The sequence below is a fragment of the Aestuarium sp. genome, from assembly GCF_023253315.1.
Lineage (GTDB): Bacteria > Pseudomonadota > Alphaproteobacteria > Rhodobacterales > Rhodobacteraceae > Marivivens > Marivivens donghaensis.
Genome location: NZ_JALRGW010000003.1, coordinates 22084 through 42071, shown reverse-complemented (window position 1 = coordinate 42071; position 19988 = coordinate 22084). Strand labels below are relative to the sequence as shown.

The window sequence follows — 19988 nt, the reverse complement described above, 5'->3', positions numbered from 1 at the left end:
TCCAGATAGGTCGTGGAGCGGATAGATTAAATCCAGTTCGGATAGAGTTGACAGCACCGCCGCTTGCACATTGCAATCACGGGATCAGGTGCCTGATGGGGCCGTTTTTGCTTCAACCAAGTTTATCGGAGCAATCCAACTTTCGAAGACTGGTAATCTGGCTGATATCGGTCTCTGAACGCTTCGCGTCTCTTTCCGCCCTTCCTTCGGCAAAATCGAGACGGATCTAAAAAGGACATCCCTTTCAGTGGGTTGGCGCGGAGGGCCGCGCCACCGCTGTAGCAGGTTGATCTGCTTTTCGGTGCGAATAGAACCACCCCAAGGCGGCGTGGTTGTTGATCATTTCGGGTGTTTCGGCCGAGTTGAACTCTGGCGACCGCGCGTTAGGTCACCCAGAGGACAATATGAGATCGAAACAATGACAGACTTAATCCCGACCCGCACCGCTGGCGAAGAGCTCTTAGCGGCTTTTGGGCCTCGAATGGGGCGTCGATACGCCAATGGCCGCAATACGGACCACGGCCCAGGCGCACATAAGGCAGTTTCGGTTTTATCCCCCTATATTCGGCGCAGGTTGGTTCTGGAGGCGGATGCGGTCTCAGCGGCGTTAACCGCCCACGGGCCGCAAGATGCAGAAAAGTTTGTGCAAGAGGTGATCTGGCGCGGCTATTTCAAAGGCTGGCTGGAACACCGACCGCAGGTCTGGGACAGTTATCGCAAGGGGCTGGACGCTGATATTGCCGCGCTTGACCGTGACCGCCGTATGCGCCGCGATGTCGACCGTGCAATGTCTGGGCAAACGGGACTAGAGTGCTTTGATGCTTGGGCAGCCGAACTGGTGGAGACTGGCTATCTGCACAATCACGCTCGGATGTGGTTCGCCTCGATCTGGATATTTACTCTTGGGTTGCCATGGCGGTTAGGTGCGGATTTCTTTTTTCGTAACCTGCTTGATGGTGATGCCGCCTCAAACACGTTGGGCTGGCGCTGGGTGGCAGGACTGCACACGCGTGGCAAGCCATATCCGGCCGACGCGCAGAATATCGCGACATTCACAGCCGGTCGGTTTACTCCGCGCCGCAGTGATCTGGCGGTGGTAACCCAAGGTCTTGAGGTAAGCGAGCCTGACGGCCTGCCTCCAGTCGTGCCGCTGCGTTCGGTCCTGTCACCGCAACCCGACCTCCCAACGGCACTGCTGATCACGGACGAGGATTGCCGGATCGAGGATTTCGACAGTTCTGCGTTGGATATTCGAACGGTGGCTACGCTTGTGGCGGGTCATCTGCGATCCCCATTGCCAGTATCCAATCTTGTCCTTCAGTTCGAGAATGGTGCGTTGGCAGATGCGGCTGCGCGCGCTGGGTTTGCCTCAGTAGAGATGCAGGCAAACGATCCCAGCGGCTTGGCGCGATGGGCGGCGGATGCAGGTGCAACACAGATCGTTACGCCGTATGTTACGCGCGGTCCTTTGCGAGATTGGCTGGATGCGGCCACTCCATCTTTGGTCAAGCACGGCATAACGCTATGCGAGTGGCAGCGCGATTGGGATAAGGCGATCTGGCCCCACGCCACTGCAGGTTTCTTCAAGGTTAAGAAAAATATCCCACGTATCCTTGAACAGGCAGGCCTCGCATGATCACCGTGCGGATCGGGTCGTACGGTCCAGATGACGTTGTGCCGGATGCTCATATTCTGGATCTGACACTTACCATTTCGTCACATCTTGTGATGGTCCCGCGAGACGAGATGGCGCTCGTGTTTGACTACGCTCCGCTCATCCGACGCATCGACACGCGGGCGCGCGCTAACCACTATGAGACGCAAGAGCGGCTTATGACCTGTATCGTCGAAGCCTGCGCTTCCTGAGCCCGTGCAAAGTGCGGATATGATCGAACGCAACGTGGTCCCTAAGCGCCGTCGCATTGATCTCGCCAACGGTCGTAGGATCGAGGAGATCGCTTTTGCATATGAAGGAAAGTGTCATCGCCTCGTGACAAGTCGACATCCCCTTGCTGCAATGGCCCTTCAAACATGGCAGGACAGCAGCCTTGACCTGTGTTGGATCGACGGAAGTTGTCTTTTTCTGGGTGAGTGTCCGGAAAAGTACCTTTTATATTGCTTCTGAAAGGTCGTTGTTAAGCATTATATGTTCAGCGACATCCAGCCACAGTTGATCAATTTGGTCTATAACCTTTGGATCAAATTGATCTGCGACTTTCCAGTATCGTCCATTTGGCACCATGTAGTTTGCGCGCGCTTCAGCGCGCAGTGCACGCTCAATAAGGCTACTTTGAAACTTGATAGGTCGAACAGAGTTTAGGCTTGAATGAACGGCTCTTGGATAAATCAGACGGCTCGTCTGAGCATTCGATAGGTTCACCAAGGCACAGTTCGACTGAGATGCGAGTGCCAAAAGACGCGCTGATTTTGCTTCAAGTGATCGCAGGGTGATGTCGTCGCGTAATGGGTCAGCCGTTCCTTGGCCATAGAAATGCGTTGGCCCGGTCTGGGGATAAACCATGTCACAACCGATCATAGCTATGACGCGTGGTTTAAGCGCGGCAAGCGCCCAGTAAGCTGCGGTGAAGGCCATAGTGCCTCCAGCATAAACAAAGCCACCAAATTGGTTTTGAAGAGGTACATAATCATTTGCGCAGATCGTTTTTTGATCTGTTTTAAATAATCGCGGACGTCTGTTTATCGGGAAATCCTCGGGATGAATGAGATAGTCCCAATCGGGGCGTACTTGCCATGCATTGTTTATCGCGACGATGGTTTGGGACGAACTGCGGCGCCAATCTCTTGACTGAAGTGCCCCAGGTCCTGAACCAATAATAATGACTACACCCACGGCTTGGACTCCACGTTGCCACTTCTTCTCTATGCCTGAGTTAGGGCAATCCGAGGGTGTAGCAATCAAATGGAGCAACATTCTTTGGTTTTGGCCCAGTCGGCAATCACGACATCCGAGGGAATATTAAGACCTTGTGCTTCGCTACTCTTGGCGAGTGGTATGCCGATTCAGCGCGAAAACCGAGTTGACGGCCTCTGTTCCGTAGTCCGCAGGAGATGGGATATTCGCGACGAGTGTGATGCGTCAGCAATGTTGCTGTGTGGCAATCGGAACCAACGGCTAACTCAGTATTACCAAATCGCTCACGATTGCGGCGGTAGCGGGTGCGAGAGTGACGCCGATGTGGCCATGTCCAAATGCCATGATCACGTTTTTGTTGTGTTTTGTGGCTCGGATCACGGGGACTGAATCGGGCATGGAAGGCCGAAATCCGAACCAAGTTCGACTGGGTTCCCCCAAGGCTGGAAACATGTCACGTGCTCCGCGCTCTAGCATCTGTAGTCGGTGTTCAGACTGCGGCAAAGAAAGTCCGCCCAATTCGACCGTTCCCGCGATGCGCAATCGCCCGACCATTGGCGAGGCGTAAAAGCCGCGTTTGGCAGAGCATACTGGCCGCGTCACCGGCGGCGTATCCATGTCGAACTCCAAGTGATACCCGCGTTCGGTATCAAGGCGCACAGTCTCGCCCGCCGAGCGTGCCAAAGGTTTCGAAAATGCCCCTGCTGCCACGATCACTTTATTGGCCTTGAGAATTCGGTCTGTGCAGTGAACCTTAATCCGTGTTCCGTCACTGTCGTCGATTGAACGCGCGGCCGTTGGATAGATAGTGACTCCCCGTTCCACCAAATTCTTGGCGAAAATCTTCATAACTTCCCCAGGGTTGTCGATGCTCGTTGCGTCCGGAAAGAAATGAGCGCCACCCTCAAAGGGCTGTAAATTGGGTTCGTGGCGCAAGACCTCATCGGCGGTTATGACTTCGACCGCAACGCCGTTCTGTCTCCGCAGCCTTTCGTCGTATTTTGCGGCGGCAAAGGCTTTGTTTGACTCATAAAGGTACAAGCATCCTCGCCGATGCAAATGATGTGATGCGCCAAGTTCGAGGCTAAGCTCATGCCACATGTCGCTCGCGTTTTTCAGGAGCGCCCCGATCCTCTGGGCATTGTTTTCAGCTTGCTTGGGGAGGCTTTGGTAGAAAAACTCGATCAGCCAGGGCGCGAGGCTTGGCAAGGTCTGATAACGCAAAGACAACGGACTGTTACGGTCAAAGAACAGACTGGGCAAATTGCGAAGCACATTAGGCGTACCCACTGGAATTGTTGCATAATCTGCAATCGTTCCAGCATTCCCGTAAGACGCACCCATGCCCAATTTATTAGGTTCGATAAGCGCGACCTCTTTGCCTTCTTTGGCAAGGCGAAAGGCTATGCTCATTCCGACGACACCACCGCCGATGACGATAATTTCGTGGTGATCAGGTTTGGGGGTAAGATCAGGCATAAGTGCTCACGTCGCGAAAGCTGACTTCAAGGTCGCCATAGTGCGATATTAATTCGGCGTGTCAAATTCTCGATTTCGACGCGACGTCTAGCCTAGCACGACGAACAGCCGCGTTCGCGTGTGGGGGCGACTGGGGTGTAGCCTTCGCGCAGAATGCGGTTCATGCCGCCTTGGACATCGATCACGGGGCCGTTGATCAATTGGGCGATCTGGCGCGTGGCTTGGGATGTGCGATTGCCTGATCGACACACGAGCGCCAGCTTTTGCCCGTCGCGAAGGTGTGGTTTAATGGCTTGAAGGAACGATTGCGGGTCGGTGTAGGTGACGAGCAAAGCGCCCTCAATCACACCTGTTTGCTTCCATTCTTCGGGGCGCCGAATGTCGACGAGCAACGTGTCCTCTGATGTGGCAAGCGCTTGACCACTGAGCGCTTCTAGCGTGAGGTTTTCGGCGTGAGCCTCAGGTTGATACAGCCCGAATCCGATTGCAGCGGCTGAAATGACGGCGGCGCCCAAGAAAACCCTGCGATTCATCGTTCATCCTCATGAATTTTTGCCACATATAATATAATGAAAGTGTAATGTGTATAGGCCAACTAGCTGCGTTTGGTCGCAGGGTGAGGCAAAAATGACCGACTGACCCCATCAAAAGCATATCCTGATGGGGTATTCTGTCGATTTCATTTGAAATCTTCCTCGCTCTCTGCAAGCTGCGCCAAAGTTCTCTTTGCAAACATAGCAGGAAAAAGATGGAAGTTTCGGTTCGCGACAATAATGTCGAGCAAGCGTTGCGTGTGTTGAAGAAAAAGCTCCAGCGTGAAGGGGTTTATCGCGAAATGCGTCTGAAAGAGTATTTCGAGAAACCTTCCATCCGCAAAGCGCGCGAGCAGAAGGAAGCAATCAGCCGTCAGCGTAAGCTGGCTCGCAAACGGGCGCAGATGCTCGGCTAAGCTAGGCTTGTTCGCGCCAAATTGGGCGCGAACCACCAACGCCGCTGCATTCGTCGAAAGACGTTGATGTAGAACAATACAGAAGCTGCACGACTAGCGACTTTCATCCTGAACACCGATGTGTTGTTTTTGGGTGGGATCGAGGCGCAAAGTCGGCAGCTTTTTCTGTTTAGCTCTCAAGCCTTTCAATTCACGATTGTTTTAACGCCCAGTCGCAGCGACGATAAGCGCGGTCTAGCCGATCGGAATACCCGCGAGATGCGCAACGAGTTCCAACCCGTTGCGGGCACCGAATTTGTCCATGAGCTTTGCGCGGTAAACCTCGACGGTTCGGGGGCTGATCTCTAGGCGACGGGCGATTTCCTTGGACGTCAGACCCTCGGCCAGCATCTGCGCCACCTGTCGTTCGCGGAGCGTGAGTTCGGTCACAGGGCGATTGTCCGAAATGTCGGCAAAGCTCCACACCGATTGCGCAAAGGGCTGATCAAGGTCGAGCGATTGCCCTCGAACACGACACCAAAACAGGCTGCCATCCTTGCGACGCATGATGCGTTCGTCGGCATAGCGTCCCAGCCCGCGCATCTTTTCGGCGCCTATCTGGCCAATGCGCTGAAATTCCTCTGAGGAGGGATACAGTTTTGACAGTGAATGCCCCTGAAGTTCGGAGGCCGCAAATCCGAACATTTCGCAAAAACGGGTGTTGCAGCGCTGGATCACCCGATCCTCGGCGTAGATCAAACCGACTGGCGCGCTCTCAAAGGCTAGTGCGGCAAACCTGTCCATCTCTTGTCACCCGTTACGTAGTTTCACGGATCGCGCGGCCCGACCCGCTGGAGTATTCCGATGGAAAGGGAATGGAGGCAAGTATGGGCGCAAGAATAGTTGGCTGGGGGCACACCAAATTCGGTGTGCATCGTGACAAGAGCTTAGAGGCGTTAATCCAGCAGGCGGCGTCTGAGGCGATCAAAAGCGCAGGTCTCACGCCGAACGATATCGACGCGATTTGGCTCGGTCATTTTAACAACGGCATGGTGCCTGACGCGTTTGCCGCCTCGCTCGTGTTGGGGATTGATGACGGTTTGCGGTTTAAACCAGCGACCCGCGTGGAGAACGCCTGCGCGTCGGGATCTGCCGCGGTCTATGCGGCGCGCAATGCGATCCGCGCTGGTGATGCGCGCTGCGTCTTGGTGATCGGCGTCGAAAAGATGACCGAACTCGATACCAAAGGCGTGACGGCTGCCCTCGCTGGTGCATCCTATTCCGCCGAAGAAGCAGGCGTGAGTTTCCCGCAAATCTTTGGCCGTATCGCCGCGGGATATTTTGATGCCTTTGGGGATCAGTCCGAAACCCTTGCGCGGATCGCGGTGAAAAACCATGAAAACGCTCTGAGCAATCCGCTGGCCCACCTGCAGCGCGAGGTGACGTTTGATTTCTGCAATGAGGTCAGTGAGAAGAACCCGATGATCGCGGCCCCGCTGCGGCTCACTGATTGTTCGCTCATCAGCGATGGCGCAGCGGCGCTGGTGATGGTGGCAGACGATATGACGGCGGATTTCGACCATGTTGCGGGTTTTCGGGCAGCCGTGCAGATGAACGATTTTCTGCCCATGTCGCGGCGCGATATGACCGAACTGACCGCCGCGCGGCGCACCTTTGAAACCGCATATGAACTGGCGGGGATCACCGTTGATGATCTCGATCTGGCAGAAGTCCATGATTGTTTCACCATCGCGGAACTGATGATCTACGAGGCGATGGGCCTTGCCGAAAAGGGCAACGGATCCAGCCTCGTGACTGAGGGCGCGACCCTGCGTGGTGGCCGCCTTTCGATCAACCTGTCTGGCGGGCTAAAGGCCAAAGGGCATCCCGTTGGCGCAACGGGCGTGTCGATGCATGTCCTTGCTGCGCAACAGGTCACGGGGCAGGCGGGCGGCGTTCAGCTGGAAGGTGCGGAACTGGCCTGTGTGTTTAACATGGGTGGCTCGGGCGTTGCGAACTACTGTTCAATCCTAGAGGCCGTTCGATGAACCCCGCTGAATGGTTGCTACGAACGGCAACGCGGTCCCCTGATCGTCCTGCGCTCTATTCTGGTGAAACACTCGTCTCGACATACGCGGGTTTTGACGGCGCGGCGGCATTGATTGGGGCTGTGCTGAGGGCACGCGGCATTGGCGCGGGGCATCGCGTCGCGGTGTTCATGTATAACTGTCCTGAATTCCTCGAAGTGCTCTATGGCATTTGGTATGCGGGCGCGGCGGCGGTGCCGATCAATGCTAAACTGCATCCCAAAGAGGCGGCTTGGATCATCGAAGATGCTGGGGCTGATTTGGTATTCAGTGATAACGCTTTGATCGGTGATCTGTCTGATCTGTTGGAGGGGCGAGAGATCATTTCCGTCAACGGGACCGCGTTTGCAGAGATGAAACAGGCCGATCCGATGCCAGCGCCAGTCGGTCTGAACGAGAGCGACCTCCTTTGGCTGTTCTACACCTCAGGCACCACGGGCAAACCCAAGGGCGTGGCCCTGACCTGCGGCAACATAGCTGCGATGACTTTTACCTACTTCACCGATGTGGATGATGTTTTCGCGGAGGACGCGATCCTCTACGCCGCGCCGATGTCGCATGGCGCTGGGCTCTATAACTTTATGCATGTGATGCGCGGGGCGCGGCATCTGGTGCCCGAAAGTGGTGGCTTTGATGCGGCAGAAATCCTGATGCTGGGTAAACGAATGGGGCCGATTTCCATGTTTGCAGCGCCGACGATGGTGCGGCGGCTGGTTGATGCTGCCAAAGCCAGTTCTGAAATGGGCGAAGGCCTTCGCACGATCGTCTACGCTGGCGGTCCGATGTATGAGGCCGATATTTTGGACGCGACCGAGGTGATGGGCGCACGCTTTGTCCAAATCTACGGGCAGGGGGAATGTCCTATGGGCATTACCGCCTTGCCTCGTGGTGACGTGATAGACCGCAGTCATCCACGCTGGCGGGACCGTTTGAATTCCGTCGGAACGGCGCAGAGCGCGGTGCGCGTGCGCATTGTTGATCGGGACGGCGCAGAGGTCCCCCGAGGTGAGATCGGCGAAATCGTCGTCAAAGGCGCGACCGTGATGTCCGGCTATTGGCAGAACCTCGAGGCGACCCAAAAAGCGATCCGCGATGGGTGGCTTTGGACGGGTGATATGGGGCGCATGGACGACGACGGCTACGTCACCCTGCAGGACCGATCAAAGGACATGATCATTTCTGGCGGCTCAAACATCTACCCCCGCGAGGTCGAAGAGGTTCTGCTGAGCCACCCGAATGTTCATGAGGTTGCGGTTATCGGCACGCCTCATCCCGAATGGGGCGAAGAGGTGATCGCGTTTGTCGTCACACTGCCTGACGCTAACGTTTCGTCCGCTGAATTGGATGCGCTGTGCCTCGACCGCATTGCCCGTTTCAAACGGCCCAAAGCCTATCGGTTTATCGATGCACTCCCCAAAAATAACAACGGCAAAGTCCTCAAGACTGAATTGAGAGACCGTATGAAAAAGGAACCCACCACATGACATTCCTGACGGGTAAAACGGCTTTGGTTACGGGCTCTGTCCAAGGCATCGGTTTGGCGATTGCCAAAGAACTGGCAGGTGCAGGGGCACGCATTGCGGTTCATGGACTGGCCGATGCCGACCAAGCGCAGGCCGCGGTAGACACATTGCTGGCCGCAGGTGCACCTGAAGCGCGGTTCTTTGAGGCGGATATGCGGGATGTGGCAGCCATTGAACGAATGATGGCAGCGGTCGATGAATGGGGTGGGATCGACGTTTTGGTGAACAACGCGGGCATCCAGAAAACCGCAATGCTTGCCGATATGGACCAAGAGACGTGGGACGCGATCATTGGCATCAACCTCTCTGGGCCGTTCCACACGATGCGCCTCGCTATGCCGAAAATGGCTGAAAAAGGCTATGGCCGTGTGATCAACATCGCCAGCGTTCACGGCACTGTCGCCTCGGTCGCCAAGGTTCCCTATTGCGCGTCAAAATTCGGGCTGGTGGGTATGTCAAAGGTCGCTGCCTTGGAATACGCGGCGGTAGGGTCCAAACGTGATGGCGGCATCACGGTGAACTGTATCGGACCCGGCTGGACCGAGACCGCGATTATTGAGCCGCAGATCATCGAACGGGCGGCTAAATATGGTGGCGACCGCGAGAAAGGCATCGCCGAACTTCGCGCCGAAAAACAGCCAAGCCGACGGACTTCTGACCCGTCCGAAATCGGGGCCCTTGCCCTCTGACTGTGCAACCCGATTGCGCACAATGTGACAGGCGCGGTGATCCCCGTTGATGGTGGTTGGACGGCGCAGTAACGGCCCCCAGCATTAATCTGAAAAGTAGGCCGCCTCGAAAGGGGCGGCTCGTCATTTGACAAAGGCGCCTCGCAATTACGGAGCGTCAGATTTGGCAATTCAACCCTTGACCTAACTTCGTGTGAGATTTATCTCATGAGTTGTTAAACCTTAAGTGGTGATTTTTTACCTCATTTTGATTTTTGCAACGGATCGCTTACCGCTTATTTTGGCGGATGCAGTTGTTACATTTGTATTGATTTATTGGGTTTCCTGCTGCGGCAGGTCTGTTGCTGTGCTTTTTAAAGGCTCATGCAATGCGTTGTTCTGCAATTTACAGAACGACCTCCATACTATCGCTTTGCGCTCTTATCGGTTGTGGCGGCAGTGGTGAGGACGAAACTGACTATTCTTCCGGTGGCTCTAGCTCTGCGCTGAGCGAGCAATATTCGAAATCGACATTTGGGCCGGGTGGCGAACTTGGCGTTGGGTGGGTTCGTGGGTTCGTGACCGAGTTCTCGATGGCGGCCGTTCATGCCGTCCGAAGCACCACGAATTTTACCAACAACGTGAATTGGCGCGGTGGCCGTCCGCTCGAAGCGGCGCGTGTCGATTATGCGCGGTCCGTCGGGCTGACCGGGGCAGGGCAAACGATTGCCATCATGGATAACGCGGTCCGTTTGAGCCATGAAACGTTCGACGGAGTGAACGTGACGCACTCTTCCGTTTCAAATTTGGATGCGCGCGATGACCATGGCACGGCAGTGGCGAGTATCGCCGTTGGTCGAGGCGGAACTGGCATCGATGCCGTCGAAGGCGTCGCCTCTGGTGCCGATCTGTTTCTCGGGACGTGGGATTATCAGACAGGTTCGACGTGGAATGAACGCGCCGTAATGGTGAGTGAAGCCGATACCGCTGGTGCCATTGTTATGAATAACTCGTGGCAGTTGTCGCGTGATTTCAATCAATCGACCTTCGAGTATTACTTTGGCCAGTATTCAGTCGCCTCCTCGTATATCAGTGCGATGCAAGACTATGCACAGAGGGGCGTCGTGGTCTTTGCTTTGTCGAACTATCATGACGAATTGGACGCTTATAACGTCGGGGCTTTGCCGCTCCTCTATCCAGACCTCGAAGGGTCGTGGATCACCGTCGTAAATGGTGCGGCGACGTTTGATGAATATGGGATCACCTCGGTGGAGCGCATCTCGTCCGCCTGCATGCAGACCGCTGCCTTTTGTATGACTGCGGATGGGTCGATCTATATCGCGACGGATTACACCGATATCGGCTACACGTCAGGTACGGGCACCAGCTACGCAACACCCCAGATATCCGGCGCCGTTGCGCTGCTGGCTGAGGCCTTCCCAGACCTCACGGCCTCGCAATTGCGCGATCGCCTTTTGGCCTCTGCCGATAATGCTTGGATGACCGATTTCACGGGGTCGATCGACTTCGGGTCGGGCGTCACACACGCCTATAACGATGAATTCGGGCACGGGTTCCTTGATTTGCGGGCGGCGCTTTTGCCGATTGGGACGGCCAGTGTGCCGGTTGCCGAAGGGCAGAGTATCAATCTGTCGACGGGGCAGGTGGCGGCTGTGTCGGGCGCGTTGTCGGGGAACGCCCTTGCCGACGCACTGTCGAGCGAGACCGTTTATGCCTCTGATAGCTTGAACGGTACGTTTGATATTGCGGCATCAGATATCGTTGCAGGGACCGTGGGGTCGCTCAGCTCGATTGATGTTGCTGCATTGTCGGCCGAGCCGCGCCTTTCGACCCGCGCTGCGACCGCTCAGTCCCTCTCGGCGGGGCAGGGCTATGGTGCAATGATCGAGGCCGATGTTGCCATAAATGCCTATGCGCAAACGGGCAATTACGTGCGCGACCTGCCCCTCGGCCAGACCAATCTGCGCGTGATCGAAGGCAATAACGGGGGCGCTGGTTTGGGCCTCACGCATACCTTTGCGACAGATGGTGGCTACTTCTCTGCGGGTCTTACCGCGATGCAAGAGGTCGGTTCCGTCGTCGGCGTAACGGCTCCCGGGTTTGAAGACGGTATCCGTGGACGCTCTGCGGCTCTGGATTTTGCCTATGGTGTTCAACTGGCCGACAGCATTGGTCTGCGGGTCGAAGGGGCTGCAGGCAAAGCTGATGGGCATGGCGCAGGGATGCTGGGTAACTTTAATGATGTCACCTTTAACAGCATGAAGGTCGCTCTGGATCGCGCGATGCCGAACGGCGGGCTCCTCAGTATCTCGCTCTCGCGCCCTGCAGCGATCACCGGAGGCACGGTGGACGTAAGCCTCGCCAACGAGACGACGGCTCTGGCCGCTGGCTCTGACGCCTTTCGAACGCTGGCTGCTGACCTCGCGCCAGAGGCCCGTCAAATGGACATCGGCTTTGAATATTCCGCACCGGTCCATGCCATCGACAATGCGTCGTTCACCTTCTCTATGGGCCACAGCCTCAATGCTGGCCACATCGAAGGGGCGCATGGAAATATGGTTGGGATAGCGCTTAATTTTAGGCTGTGAAGGTCTCTCGGAGAGTTCACTAATTTGTACCGAAGGCCCAAATGAGGTGATCTAATATTGCTGGTTCCGATGTTAGTTCGGGTAAAGTTTTTGTGGTTAACTCCATTTCCACAATGCAAATCTACGTCGGCTATTCGATTACGTTCAATTCCAGTGCCTTAGCCGCACTGCGCAGAATGCGAGCCAAAGCGCCTGCAAACTTTTCGGTCCGATCGCTCGGCACCAAAAGGCTGATGGTACGGTGGGAGTCTGGCGTGACCAGCGGCATAACACGCACTTCGCTGCGGTGGATGCCTTGCCTACGGGCGAAAAGGTCGGGAAGGATGCCGATCCCTGCACCCGTCGCTGCCATCAAAACGATTGAATCGAGGCTCGTGCCTTCGTAGTCGTCGGACACAATTGCTCCACTCGCGCCAGCGATGCCGTAGACGATGCGTGACAATCTGTGCCCCGTATCCAACGTCAACAGACGCTGCCCCGTCAGGTCGGCGGCTGTCACGCTCGACCGATGGGCAAGTGGGTGATCCTGCGCGACCGCGACCCAAAGGGGTTCCACAAACAACGGATGTTGCATGGTGTTTGGGTGGTCTTCGGGGGTCGAGATGATCGCATCGAACCGACCGCTGCGGATGCCGTCATCCAACAGGAGGGTGTTTTCCTCGCGCACCACAACGCGCAGATCGGGTTCTGCGTCGTGCAGCGCGGTGATTGCTTGAGGCAACAGATACGGCCCGATTGAGGGCAAAACCCCAAGACGTAACCGACCACCAAACGGCAGGTCAGAGAGCATGGTGCCGCGCAGGGCTTCGACCTCGGCCAAGATACGCTGGGCGCGTTTCACAAAATCCAACCCGCGCGCTGTCGCCTCAACCCCAGCTCGGCTCCGATCAAAGAGCCGAACGCCAAGGTCGCTTTCCACGGCGGCGATTTGGGTCGATAGGCTCGGTTGGCTGACATTCAGCTTTTCCGCAGCGAGGCCAAAGCCGCCCAACTGGTGAACGGTGACGATATATTCCATTTGCCGCAGGGTCGGGCGCATACATAGCCTCAAACTATGAATAGTAATGTTAATTTGTATTTAAGCTATCAGTAAATTTAGGGCAACAGGCCGCAAACCTGTTGGAGAGATTAATTATGCAAATGCTCGATAGCCTTGTTGGGAACCTGATGGTGCCGACGATCTTGTTCTTTGTTCTCGGCCTTGTCGCGGCCTTTGTGCGCAGCGACCTGTCTATTCCCGAAGGCGCGGCAAAGTTCATGTCGCTCTACCTGCTGCTCGCCATCGGGTTCAAAGGGGGGCATAGCCTTGCAGAAGGTGGGCTTAGTTTTGAGGTGTTCCTCGCACTGGCAGCGGGTTTGTTGTTGTCATTCCTTCTGCCGTTCCTCGCCTACATGCTGCTCCGTACAATGACGCGGCTTGATGCGACCACGGCAGCGGCGGTCGCGGGGCACTATGGTTCGATTTCCATCGTGACCTTTGTCGCGGCGTCTAGCCTACTGGACCTGACGGGTCTGTCGGCGGACGGCTACATGGTGGCTGTTGCCGCCGTGATGGAGGTGCCCGCGATCCTCTCTGCGCTTTGGATTGCAAATCGGTTTGGTCGCGACGGCCAAGAGGCCAGCGTCCCGATGCGTGAACTCTTTGCCAATGGGTCAATCGTTCTGTTGAGTGGTGCGTTCTTGATCGGTGCGCTGACGCAGGACAAAGGGATGGAGATGATCGCGCCCTTTGTCGTGACACCCTTTGTCGGCATCCTCTGCCTATTCTTGCTGGATATGGGTCTGTCTGCGGGGCGGAGCCTCATCACAAACCGTCACCTCCTCAGCTCGGGCCTCTTTGCCTTTGGTATGATCATGCCCCTGATCGGTGCGATCTTCGCCATGGGTCTTGGCTCTGTGATCGGCCTGCAAACGGGCAGCCAGTTTTTGTTGATGGTACTCTCGGCGTCGGCCTCTTACATCGCGGTCCCTGCGGCCATGAAAATCGCGCTGCCCAAGGCAGAAACGGGCATCTACCTCACGCTATCGCTTGGCGTGACGTTTCCGTTCAACATCACAGTAGGTCTGCCGCTCTACCTCTGGCTGGCTGGCCTCATCTGAGGGACTAGTCGCGCCATCCCCACGTTTGGGCCAATGCCAAACACTCCGCCGCTGTCTCTACGGTCGTGTAAGTGCCGACCGACCGTAGGCAAGCGGCGGCAGCTGCGTGACCGAGTTTGAGCGCGTCTTGCCCTGTCCATCCTTCGTGAAGCCCGTATTGGAACCCCGCGGCAAAGGCATCACCAGCGCCATTTGCGCCCTTGCGGTCTGTATCCGCGATGCGCACAGAGGGTTGGCAGGTTTCGGTGCCGTCACGAGTGACCAAAACCGCCCCTTCGGTAAAGTGAACCGCGACGAGTTCCATGGCCCCCATGGCGAGGACCTCTCTGGCGGCGGCAAACACTTGATCGCGATCAGTCACGCCGTCCTCAACAGTTTTGCGCCCAGCCAGCGCGCCAATTTCGAAGTCATTGACCACCAAGGTATCGAGATGGGGCAGGCAAGGGTGCCCGACCGCTCTGATCTTGTCCTCAGGCCCCGCGACGAATTCAAAGTTGGTCTTTAGCCCTGCAGCCTTCGCCTTGCGGAGCACTGTGACCCAACCATTGGCGTCGTCGCCCCACGCTGCGTCCATCTGTTTGTGAATACCCGGAAGCCCGAGGTGTAGAACACGCGCCGAACAGGACGAAAAATCGTAATGGTCAGGCGTCATCAGGTCTGCGACACCAAAGAACAGGATATGCGTGCGACGACCCGTTTGGGCTGACACATAGGCGTCAGTCACTTGGGTCTGTGCGTCAGCAGTGCGGTAAAGGCCACTGCGATCAATGCCGTATTCGTCGGCGATCCCGATCAGGAAATCGCCCATCTCGCCCGCACCAATCAGGCCTTGGGTCCAAACGGGCATGTCAGGGTCGAGACGGCGCATATCGACGGCAAAGTTGCAGCCAGACCCGCCGCCCGCCAGTTCGACCTTTTGAACGGCGGCGATCATGTCCTCTTTGGGCCATTGATCGACGGTAATGTTGCGATCAACGCACCACGTGCCTGCGGTCACAAACCCCTTGCGCATGGGTCACACGTTGGGCTTAAGAATGTTTTCCGAAATCACCAGATCGTCGTCGAGCGATCTGAAAGGCGTGATGCCATTGGCCTGAAGATCACCGTGATAGGCCTTCACCGCTTCCTCACTGGTAACGCCGTCCTCAATCACGTGGCGCATCGCTTTGACCATGAGGACCGAGTCCTCGGAGTAGTAGATCTTGCGCCCGAACAGAGCCACACGTGCACCGTATTTTTCGGCCTGACGGATCAGTTCAAGGCAATCGCGCGTGGTTCCTGCACCACCGCCAAGGATACCAAAAATCAGGTTCTCAGGATCGTATCCCGCGATTTCTTCGGTCGCGGCGGGGCCGTTATAGGCGGCCTTGAGGAAGGCGGGACGTTCATGGCGCGACACGCCCGCAAGGCAGCGCACGATCATGTCATTGTTGTAGGTCGCAAAGTCGCCGTTGGTTTCGACGGGGATTTGGGGGTTAAAGACCTCGAGGAAGTAATCGACCCCTTCCGCAGAGGCCTCATCACGGAACTTCGCGAACTCTTCGAGCGTTTTATGATCCCGTTCGAGGTCATTATAAAACGTCACCGAATAGAGGCCCAAAGGCGCGACCGCTTTGACCCGATCCAAACGGGCAGAGCGGAAATTCTTCATCATGTGTTTGGGATAGCACCCGCCACGGACGTGCCAAATATCCGTGGTATCGTTCAGGCGCACAGCAGGGGTCACGTGGGATTTGTGGAACAGCCCCTCGGCCTGCATCACCTCTGCTGTCGAGAGGGACATCAGCATGATGTCGACCAAACCAGATTTCGTGACCTTGATCATATCGTCGCGATAGGCACGCAGCGATTTCATGCGGCCATCAGGCCCTTTGCCAGGGGTGGCGCAGCCAAAGGCCATATCGCCGTCTTTGGCGTCCGCAATGATAAAGTCGTTCGGCTTGTATTTGCCCGAACGAATGGCGTCTAACTTACGATCAAGGTTTTTCGGCATAACGTCCTCCACTCTAGGGAAAACGGTATCGCAGTTTCGTGAAATTGATAGCGCTAAACTGCCTGTGCAAAGAAAAGTTTTGCAATAAGCGTGAGGGAGGCTGCGCATGTGACTATCAATCTTGGACTGATGTGCGAACTGCTGACCTAGCCCGTGATGCCTGACATGCAAAAGGGGCGCCGATGGCACCCCTTTCTTTGGTCGTTTCGCCCTCGATTAGAGGTAGCGGTTCACCAGATTTTCCAGACGTTCCTGACGGCCCGAGCGGGGTTCTGGGTTAACGTTGTCCGCCAGAACGCGCTCTTGGATCGAGGCGAGGTCGCTGCCCAGCATCGCTTTCGCGCCGTCGGTATCCCAGCCCGCGTAACGCGCATCACGTGCCGCTTCGAGCTTGCCATCTTCAAGCATCGCAGCCGCCGCCTTGAGGCCGCGTGCACAGCAATCCATGCCGCCGATGTGGCTGAGGATCAGATCCTCTGCATCGAGCGACTGACGGCGAATACGTGCGTCAAAGTTGGTGCCGCCTTTGGTAAAGCCACCTGCCTTGAGAACCTCATAATAGGCCAGTGCCATTTCCGGAACGTTGTTCGGGAATTGGTCGGTGTCCCATCCAGACTGGTAGTCGTTGCGGTTCATGTCGATCGAACCCAGCATGCCCAACGACCCAGCCAAGGCCAGTTCGTGTTCAAAGCTGTGACCCGCAAGGATCGCGTGGCCTTGTTCGATGTTCATCTTCACTTCGTTCTCAAGGCCGAAGCGTTTGAGGAAGCCATAAACGGTGGCCACGTCAAAGTCATACTGGTGCTTGGACGGCTCTTGGGGTTTCGGTTCGATCAGGATCTGACCGTCCCAGCCCATCTTGTGCTTATACTCGACCACCATTTCGAGCATCCGCGCCGCATGCTCTGCCTCTTTGGTGAGGTCGGTGTTCAGCAGGGTTTCATAGCCCTCACGGCCGCCCCACAGAACATAGTTCTCACCGCCCAGTTTCATCGTTGCGTCCATGCAAGATTTGATGGTCGCAGCAGAGTAGGCAAAAACCTCTGGATCAGGGTTGGTCGCAGCACCCGCCATGAAACGACGGTGGGTGAATAGGTTCGCAGTGCCCCAAAGCAGTTTCGTCTTTGAGGTTTCCATTTTCTGCGCAAAGTAATCGACGATCTCTTCGAGGTTGCGTTTGTTTTCGGCAAAGGTCTTGCCCTCGGGGCGCACGTCGAGGTCGTGGAAACAGAAAAACGGCGCGCCGAGGATGTCGAACATCTCAAACGCCACATCAGCCTTCAGTTTCGCGGCATCCATGGAGTCACCGAACCACGGGCGATCAAATGTGCGACCACCGAACGGGTCGCCGCCTTCGTAGGCAAAGCTGTGCCAGTAGGCGACGGCAAAGCGCAGGTGGTCTTCCATCCGTTTGCCCATGACGACTTCGTCGGGGTTGTAGTAACGGAATGCAAACTCGTTCTCAGTCTCGGGGCCTTCGTATTTGATGGCCTGAATGCCTTTGAAAAAATCGGTCATAAGAAACCTCTAGTTGAGTGTCTTAAGCGCCTTATAGGCCGCTTGATAATCAGCGTGGCGGGCGAGGAATGCCTCTTCCAACGCGGGAACAGGATCAATGGTGCGCGCGATTTGCGGGGCGCTTGCTGCTGCGGTGGTTTCACCTGTTGCTGCCATTAGGCCCAAACGGGCCGCGCCGAACGCGCCACCGTAGTCACCAGCCACAGGCAACCCGATCGGCATGCCGAGCATGGTTGCGATCGCCTGCACCCAGTAGTCAGACTTGGACCCGCCACCGACGGCGATCAACCGTTCAATCTGTGTGCCAGTGGAGGTCAGCGCGTCATAGCTATCACGCACTGCAAAGGTGACGCCCTCTAGCACCGCGCGTGTCATCGCTGCGCTGTCGGTCGCGTGGTCAAGATGCAGGAACGAGGCGCGGATGGTCGCATCATTGTGCGGGGTACGTTCGCCGCCCAAGTAGGGCAGGAACAAGGTGCGGGCAGGGGCGGTAAGTGGTCCCAACGCGCCCGTGAGTTCTGCAGGTGCCGCGCCCATGACGCGACCAAACCAGTTCATCGCGTCCGCAGCCGCGAGGATCACGCCCATCTGGTGCCATGTGTCGGGCAGGGCGTGGCAGAAAGTATGGACAGCGCTTGCCGCGTCAGGGGAATAGGCGTCACAGGCCGCAAAGAGCACACCAGAGGTGCCGAGGCTGATAAACGCATCGCCAGATTTCACAACGCCCACGCCCACGGCGCTCGCTGCGTTGTCACCGCCGCCGCCAGCCACGACGACATTGGCGGGGAGGCCGAATTGTGCTGCGATGTCGGCCCGTAGGGTGCCCGAAACATCGGACCCTTCGACGAGGCGCGGCATGTGATCGCGTGTCAGGTGGGTCGCTTCGAGCAGGTCATCGGACCACGCCCGCGCCCCCGTATCGAGCCACGACGTGCCTGCCGCATCCGACATCTCAGCGACGTGTTCACCTGTGAGCCAGAGGCGCAGATAGTCCTTGGGCAGGAGAACCTTGGCCAGCTTGGCAAAGATCTCGGGTTCATTGTTGCGCACCCAATCGATTTTCGGCGCGGTAAAGCCCGGAAATACGATGTTGCCCGTAAGGGCACGGAACCGCGGGTCAGCATCCAGCGCTGCCGCCTCAGCTGAGGACCGCGTATCGTTCCAGAGGATGCAGGGCCGTAGCACTGCATCCGAGGCATCCAGCAATGTTGCTCCATGCATATGACCAGAGAGGCCAATGGCACGCACACCGTCGAGCGAAAGTTTGGACTTGAGAGCACCCAGAACAGTTTGCGCGGCTGTGATCCAATCCGCGGGGTCCTGTTCTGACCAACCATCGGCCTTGCGGCTGACGGTGAGGGGGGCTGTTGCTTCGGCGAGGATAGTTTGGGAATCGTCAATGACGATCCCCTTTAGGCCCGAAGTGCCTAGATCAAGTCCAATGTACATTATGCTGCCAGATGTTCCGGTTTGCGTCCGAGGATGATCATCGCGAGGAGGTCGTCCTCGGTCACTTCATCCACCTTCACAACGCCGACCAACTGACCGTTTTTCATAACCGCCGCGCGGTCACAAAGCTGTTTTACCGCATGCACATCGTGGTCGATCAAGAAGATGCCAAGGCCTTGTTTCTTTAGCTCTTGAATCAGCTCTGCCACCATCTGAGTTTCATGCGGGCCAAGCGCCGCTGTCGGTTCATCCATGATCAGAATTTTGGCGTTGAAATACACCGCACGAGCAATCGCAACCGATTGACGCTGACCGCCCGAAAGCGCGCTCACTGGTTCGTTGAACTTGCGGAAGTTAGGGTTGAGACGCGCCATGATCTTGCGCGTCTCAGCTTCCATCTTTGCTTCGTCGAGCATACCCGACTTTGTCACGATCTCACGGCCCAAGAACAGGTTCGACGCTGCATCGAGGTTATCCGCCAGCGCGAGCGTCTGGTAGATGGTTTCGATGTTGTAGGAACGGGCGTCGCGCGGGTTGTTGATCTCAACGGATTGGCCGTTAATCAGAACTTCACCTGCGTCCTTTTTATACGCGCCCGATAGACATTTGATCAGGGTCGATTTGCCTGCACCGTTGTGGCCCAAGAGGCCGACAACTTCGCCTGGGTAGAGGTCAACGCTGACATCATCCACGGCCTTGATACCGCCGAATGCGATTTCGATGTTCCGCAATTCGACAAGAGGGTTTTGCGTGTTGGTCATT

18 protein-coding genes are annotated in these 19988 nt (G+C 56.6%); 8 read left to right on the top strand and 10 right to left on the bottom strand.

The features are described from left to right. Positions 1-418 precede the first annotated feature (418 nt). Entirely contained in the window at positions 419-1636 is a 1218-nt protein-coding gene (locus AC1QQ2_RS03075; protein ID WP_479712038.1) for an FAD-binding domain-containing protein, read from the top strand. After that, positions 1633-1866, top strand: coding sequence for a hypothetical protein (locus AC1QQ2_RS03070; RefSeq protein WP_479712037.1), 234 nt, complete (start codon positions 1633-1635; stop codon positions 1864-1866). Before AC1QQ2_RS03075 ends, AC1QQ2_RS03070 begins: the two co-directional genes overlap by 4 nt. Positions 1867-2110: 244 nt before the next feature. On the opposite strand, the gene AC1QQ2_RS03065 is transcribed toward AC1QQ2_RS03070, so the two are convergent. The 3 genes from AC1QQ2_RS03065 to AC1QQ2_RS03055 all read right to left on the bottom strand — a co-directional run bounded on the left by AC1QQ2_RS03065 (position 2111) and on the right by AC1QQ2_RS03055 (position 4884). Then, entirely contained in the window at positions 2111-2851 is a 741-nt protein-coding gene (locus AC1QQ2_RS03065; protein WP_479712036.1) for a hypothetical protein, read from the bottom strand. A gap of 282 nt (positions 2852-3133) precedes the next feature. Continuing rightward, positions 3134-4351 (bottom strand): NAD(P)/FAD-dependent oxidoreductase, encoded by a 1218-nt coding sequence (locus tag AC1QQ2_RS03060; protein ID WP_479712035.1) that lies wholly within the window; start codon positions 4349-4351, stop codon positions 3134-3136. Positions 4352-4443: 92 nt separating this feature from the next. Further along, entirely contained in the window at positions 4444-4884 is a 441-nt protein-coding gene (locus tag AC1QQ2_RS03055; RefSeq protein ID WP_479712034.1) for a rhodanese-like domain-containing protein, read from the bottom strand. 215 nt (positions 4885-5099) lie between these two features. Between AC1QQ2_RS03055 and rpsU the strand changes: the two genes are divergently transcribed. Continuing rightward, entirely contained in the window at positions 5100-5300 is a 201-nt protein-coding gene (gene rpsU, locus AC1QQ2_RS03050) for a 30S ribosomal protein S21 (RefSeq protein ID WP_067546482.1), read from the top strand. A 234-nt stretch (positions 5301-5534) separates the two neighbouring features. On the opposite strand, the gene AC1QQ2_RS03045 is transcribed toward rpsU, so the two are convergent. Next, complete coding sequence (locus tag AC1QQ2_RS03045; RefSeq protein ID WP_479712033.1) at positions 5535-6083, bottom strand: LuxR C-terminal-related transcriptional regulator; 549 nt, start codon at positions 6081-6083, stop codon at positions 5535-5537. Positions 6084-6166: 83 nt separating this feature from the next. Between AC1QQ2_RS03045 and AC1QQ2_RS03040 the strand changes: the two genes are divergently transcribed. The 4 genes from AC1QQ2_RS03040 (at position 6167) to AC1QQ2_RS03025 (ending at position 12166) form a co-directional block, all read left to right on the top strand. Next, on the top strand, positions 6167-7327 hold the full coding sequence (locus tag AC1QQ2_RS03040) for an acetyl-CoA acetyltransferase (RefSeq protein ID WP_479712032.1): 1161 nt from the start codon (positions 6167-6169) through the stop codon (positions 7325-7327). Then, the gene (locus AC1QQ2_RS03035; protein WP_479712031.1) at positions 7324-8850 is read left to right on the top strand and encodes an AMP-binding protein; all 1527 of its coding nucleotides are present in this window, start codon (positions 7324-7326) and stop codon (positions 8848-8850) included. The genes AC1QQ2_RS03040 and AC1QQ2_RS03035 overlap by 4 nt, the downstream gene beginning before the upstream one ends. Then, positions 8847-9578 carry an SDR family NAD(P)-dependent oxidoreductase gene (locus AC1QQ2_RS03030; protein WP_479712030.1) on the top strand — a complete coding sequence of 244 codons (732 nt, stop codon included), beginning with the start codon at positions 8847-8849 and terminating at the stop codon, positions 9576-9578. The genes AC1QQ2_RS03035 and AC1QQ2_RS03030 overlap by 4 nt, the downstream gene beginning before the upstream one ends. A gap of 368 nt (positions 9579-9946) precedes the next feature. After that, the gene (locus tag AC1QQ2_RS03025) at positions 9947-12166 is read left to right on the top strand and encodes a S8 family peptidase (protein ID WP_479712029.1); all 2220 of its coding nucleotides are present in this window, start codon (positions 9947-9949) and stop codon (positions 12164-12166) included. A gap of 130 nt (positions 12167-12296) precedes the next feature. Here AC1QQ2_RS03025 and AC1QQ2_RS03020 read toward each other — a convergent pair whose 3' ends face one another. After that, positions 12297-13205: a hydrogen peroxide-inducible genes activator gene (locus AC1QQ2_RS03020; RefSeq protein WP_105234624.1), complete on the bottom strand. Its 909-nt coding sequence runs from the start codon at positions 13203-13205 to the stop codon at positions 12297-12299. Positions 13206-13300: 95 nt separating this feature from the next. Between AC1QQ2_RS03020 and AC1QQ2_RS03015 the strand changes: the two genes are divergently transcribed. Beyond that, the gene (locus AC1QQ2_RS03015) at positions 13301-14266 is read left to right on the top strand and encodes a sodium-dependent bicarbonate transport family permease (protein WP_479712028.1); all 966 of its coding nucleotides are present in this window, start codon (positions 13301-13303) and stop codon (positions 14264-14266) included. Between the two features lie 4 nt (positions 14267-14270). Here AC1QQ2_RS03015 and AC1QQ2_RS03010 read toward each other — a convergent pair whose 3' ends face one another. The 5 genes from AC1QQ2_RS03010 to AC1QQ2_RS02990 form a co-directional block, all read right to left on the bottom strand. Then, positions 14271-15278, bottom strand: coding sequence for a carbohydrate kinase family protein (locus AC1QQ2_RS03010; protein ID WP_479712027.1), 1008 nt, complete (start codon positions 15276-15278; stop codon positions 14271-14273). 3 nt (positions 15279-15281) lie between these two features. After that, a complete protein-coding gene (locus AC1QQ2_RS03005) occupies positions 15282-16259 on the bottom strand; it encodes a hypothetical protein (protein ID WP_479712026.1) in 978 nt (325 codons plus the stop codon). 216 nt (positions 16260-16475) lie between these two features. After that, positions 16476-17777 carry a xylose isomerase gene (gene xylA / locus AC1QQ2_RS03000; RefSeq protein ID WP_479712025.1) on the bottom strand — a complete coding sequence of 434 codons (1302 nt, stop codon included), beginning with the start codon at positions 17775-17777 and terminating at the stop codon, positions 16476-16478. A gap of 9 nt (positions 17778-17786) precedes the next feature. Continuing rightward, a complete protein-coding gene (gene xylB / locus AC1QQ2_RS02995; protein ID WP_479712024.1) occupies positions 17787-19226 on the bottom strand; it encodes a xylulokinase in 1440 nt (479 codons plus the stop codon). Next, positions 19226-19987, bottom strand: coding sequence for an ATP-binding cassette domain-containing protein (locus tag AC1QQ2_RS02990; RefSeq protein ID WP_105234629.1), 762 nt, complete (start codon positions 19985-19987; stop codon positions 19226-19228). Before AC1QQ2_RS02990 ends, xylB begins: the two co-directional genes overlap by 1 nt. Position 19988 lies beyond the last annotated feature (1 nt).

Bases quoted from the DNA above. Each gene is read 5' to 3' on its own strand.
- AC1QQ2_RS03075 (WP_479712038.1), top strand. From the start codon at position 419: ATGACAGACTTAATCCCGACCCGCACCGCTGGCGAAGAGCTCTTAGCG.
- AC1QQ2_RS03070 (WP_479712037.1), top strand. From the start codon at position 1,633: ATGATCACCGTGCGGATCGGGTCGTACGGTCCAGATGACGTTGTGCCG.
- AC1QQ2_RS03060 (WP_479712035.1), bottom strand. From the start codon at position 4,351: ATGCCTGATCTTACCCCCAAACCTGATCACCACGAAATTATCGTCATC.
- AC1QQ2_RS03055 (WP_479712034.1), bottom strand. From the start codon at position 4,884: ATGAATCGCAGGGTTTTCTTGGGCGCCGCCGTCATTTCAGCCGCTGCA.
- rpsU (WP_067546482.1), top strand. From the start codon at position 5,100: ATGGAAGTTTCGGTTCGCGACAATAATGTCGAGCAAGCGTTGCGTGTG.
- AC1QQ2_RS03045 (WP_479712033.1), bottom strand. From the start codon at position 6,083: ATGGACAGGTTTGCCGCACTAGCCTTTGAGAGCGCGCCAGTCGGTTTG.
- AC1QQ2_RS03040 (WP_479712032.1), top strand. From the start codon at position 6,167: ATGGGCGCAAGAATAGTTGGCTGGGGGCACACCAAATTCGGTGTGCAT.
- AC1QQ2_RS03035 (WP_479712031.1), top strand. From the start codon at position 7,324: ATGAACCCCGCTGAATGGTTGCTACGAACGGCAACGCGGTCCCCTGAT.
- AC1QQ2_RS03030 (WP_479712030.1), top strand. From the start codon at position 8,847: ATGACATTCCTGACGGGTAAAACGGCTTTGGTTACGGGCTCTGTCCAA.
- AC1QQ2_RS03025 (WP_479712029.1), top strand. From the start codon at position 9,947: ATGCGTTGTTCTGCAATTTACAGAACGACCTCCATACTATCGCTTTGC.
- AC1QQ2_RS03020 (WP_105234624.1), bottom strand. From the start codon at position 13,205: ATGCGCCCGACCCTGCGGCAAATGGAATATATCGTCACCGTTCACCAG.
- AC1QQ2_RS03015 (WP_479712028.1), top strand. From the start codon at position 13,301: ATGCAAATGCTCGATAGCCTTGTTGGGAACCTGATGGTGCCGACGATC.
- AC1QQ2_RS03010 (WP_479712027.1), bottom strand. From the start codon at position 15,278: ATGCGCAAGGGGTTTGTGACCGCAGGCACGTGGTGCGTTGATCGCAAC.
- AC1QQ2_RS03005 (WP_479712026.1), bottom strand. From the start codon at position 16,259: ATGCCGAAAAACCTTGATCGTAAGTTAGACGCCATTCGTTCGGGCAAA.
- xylA (WP_479712025.1), bottom strand. From the start codon at position 17,777: ATGACCGATTTTTTCAAAGGCATTCAGGCCATCAAATACGAAGGCCCC.
- xylB (WP_479712024.1), bottom strand. From the start codon at position 19,226: ATGTACATTGGACTTGATCTAGGCACTTCGGGCCTAAAGGGGATCGTC.
- AC1QQ2_RS02990 (WP_105234629.1), bottom strand. From the start codon at position 19,987: ATGACCAACACGCAAAACCCTCTTGTCGAATTGCGGAACATCGAAATC.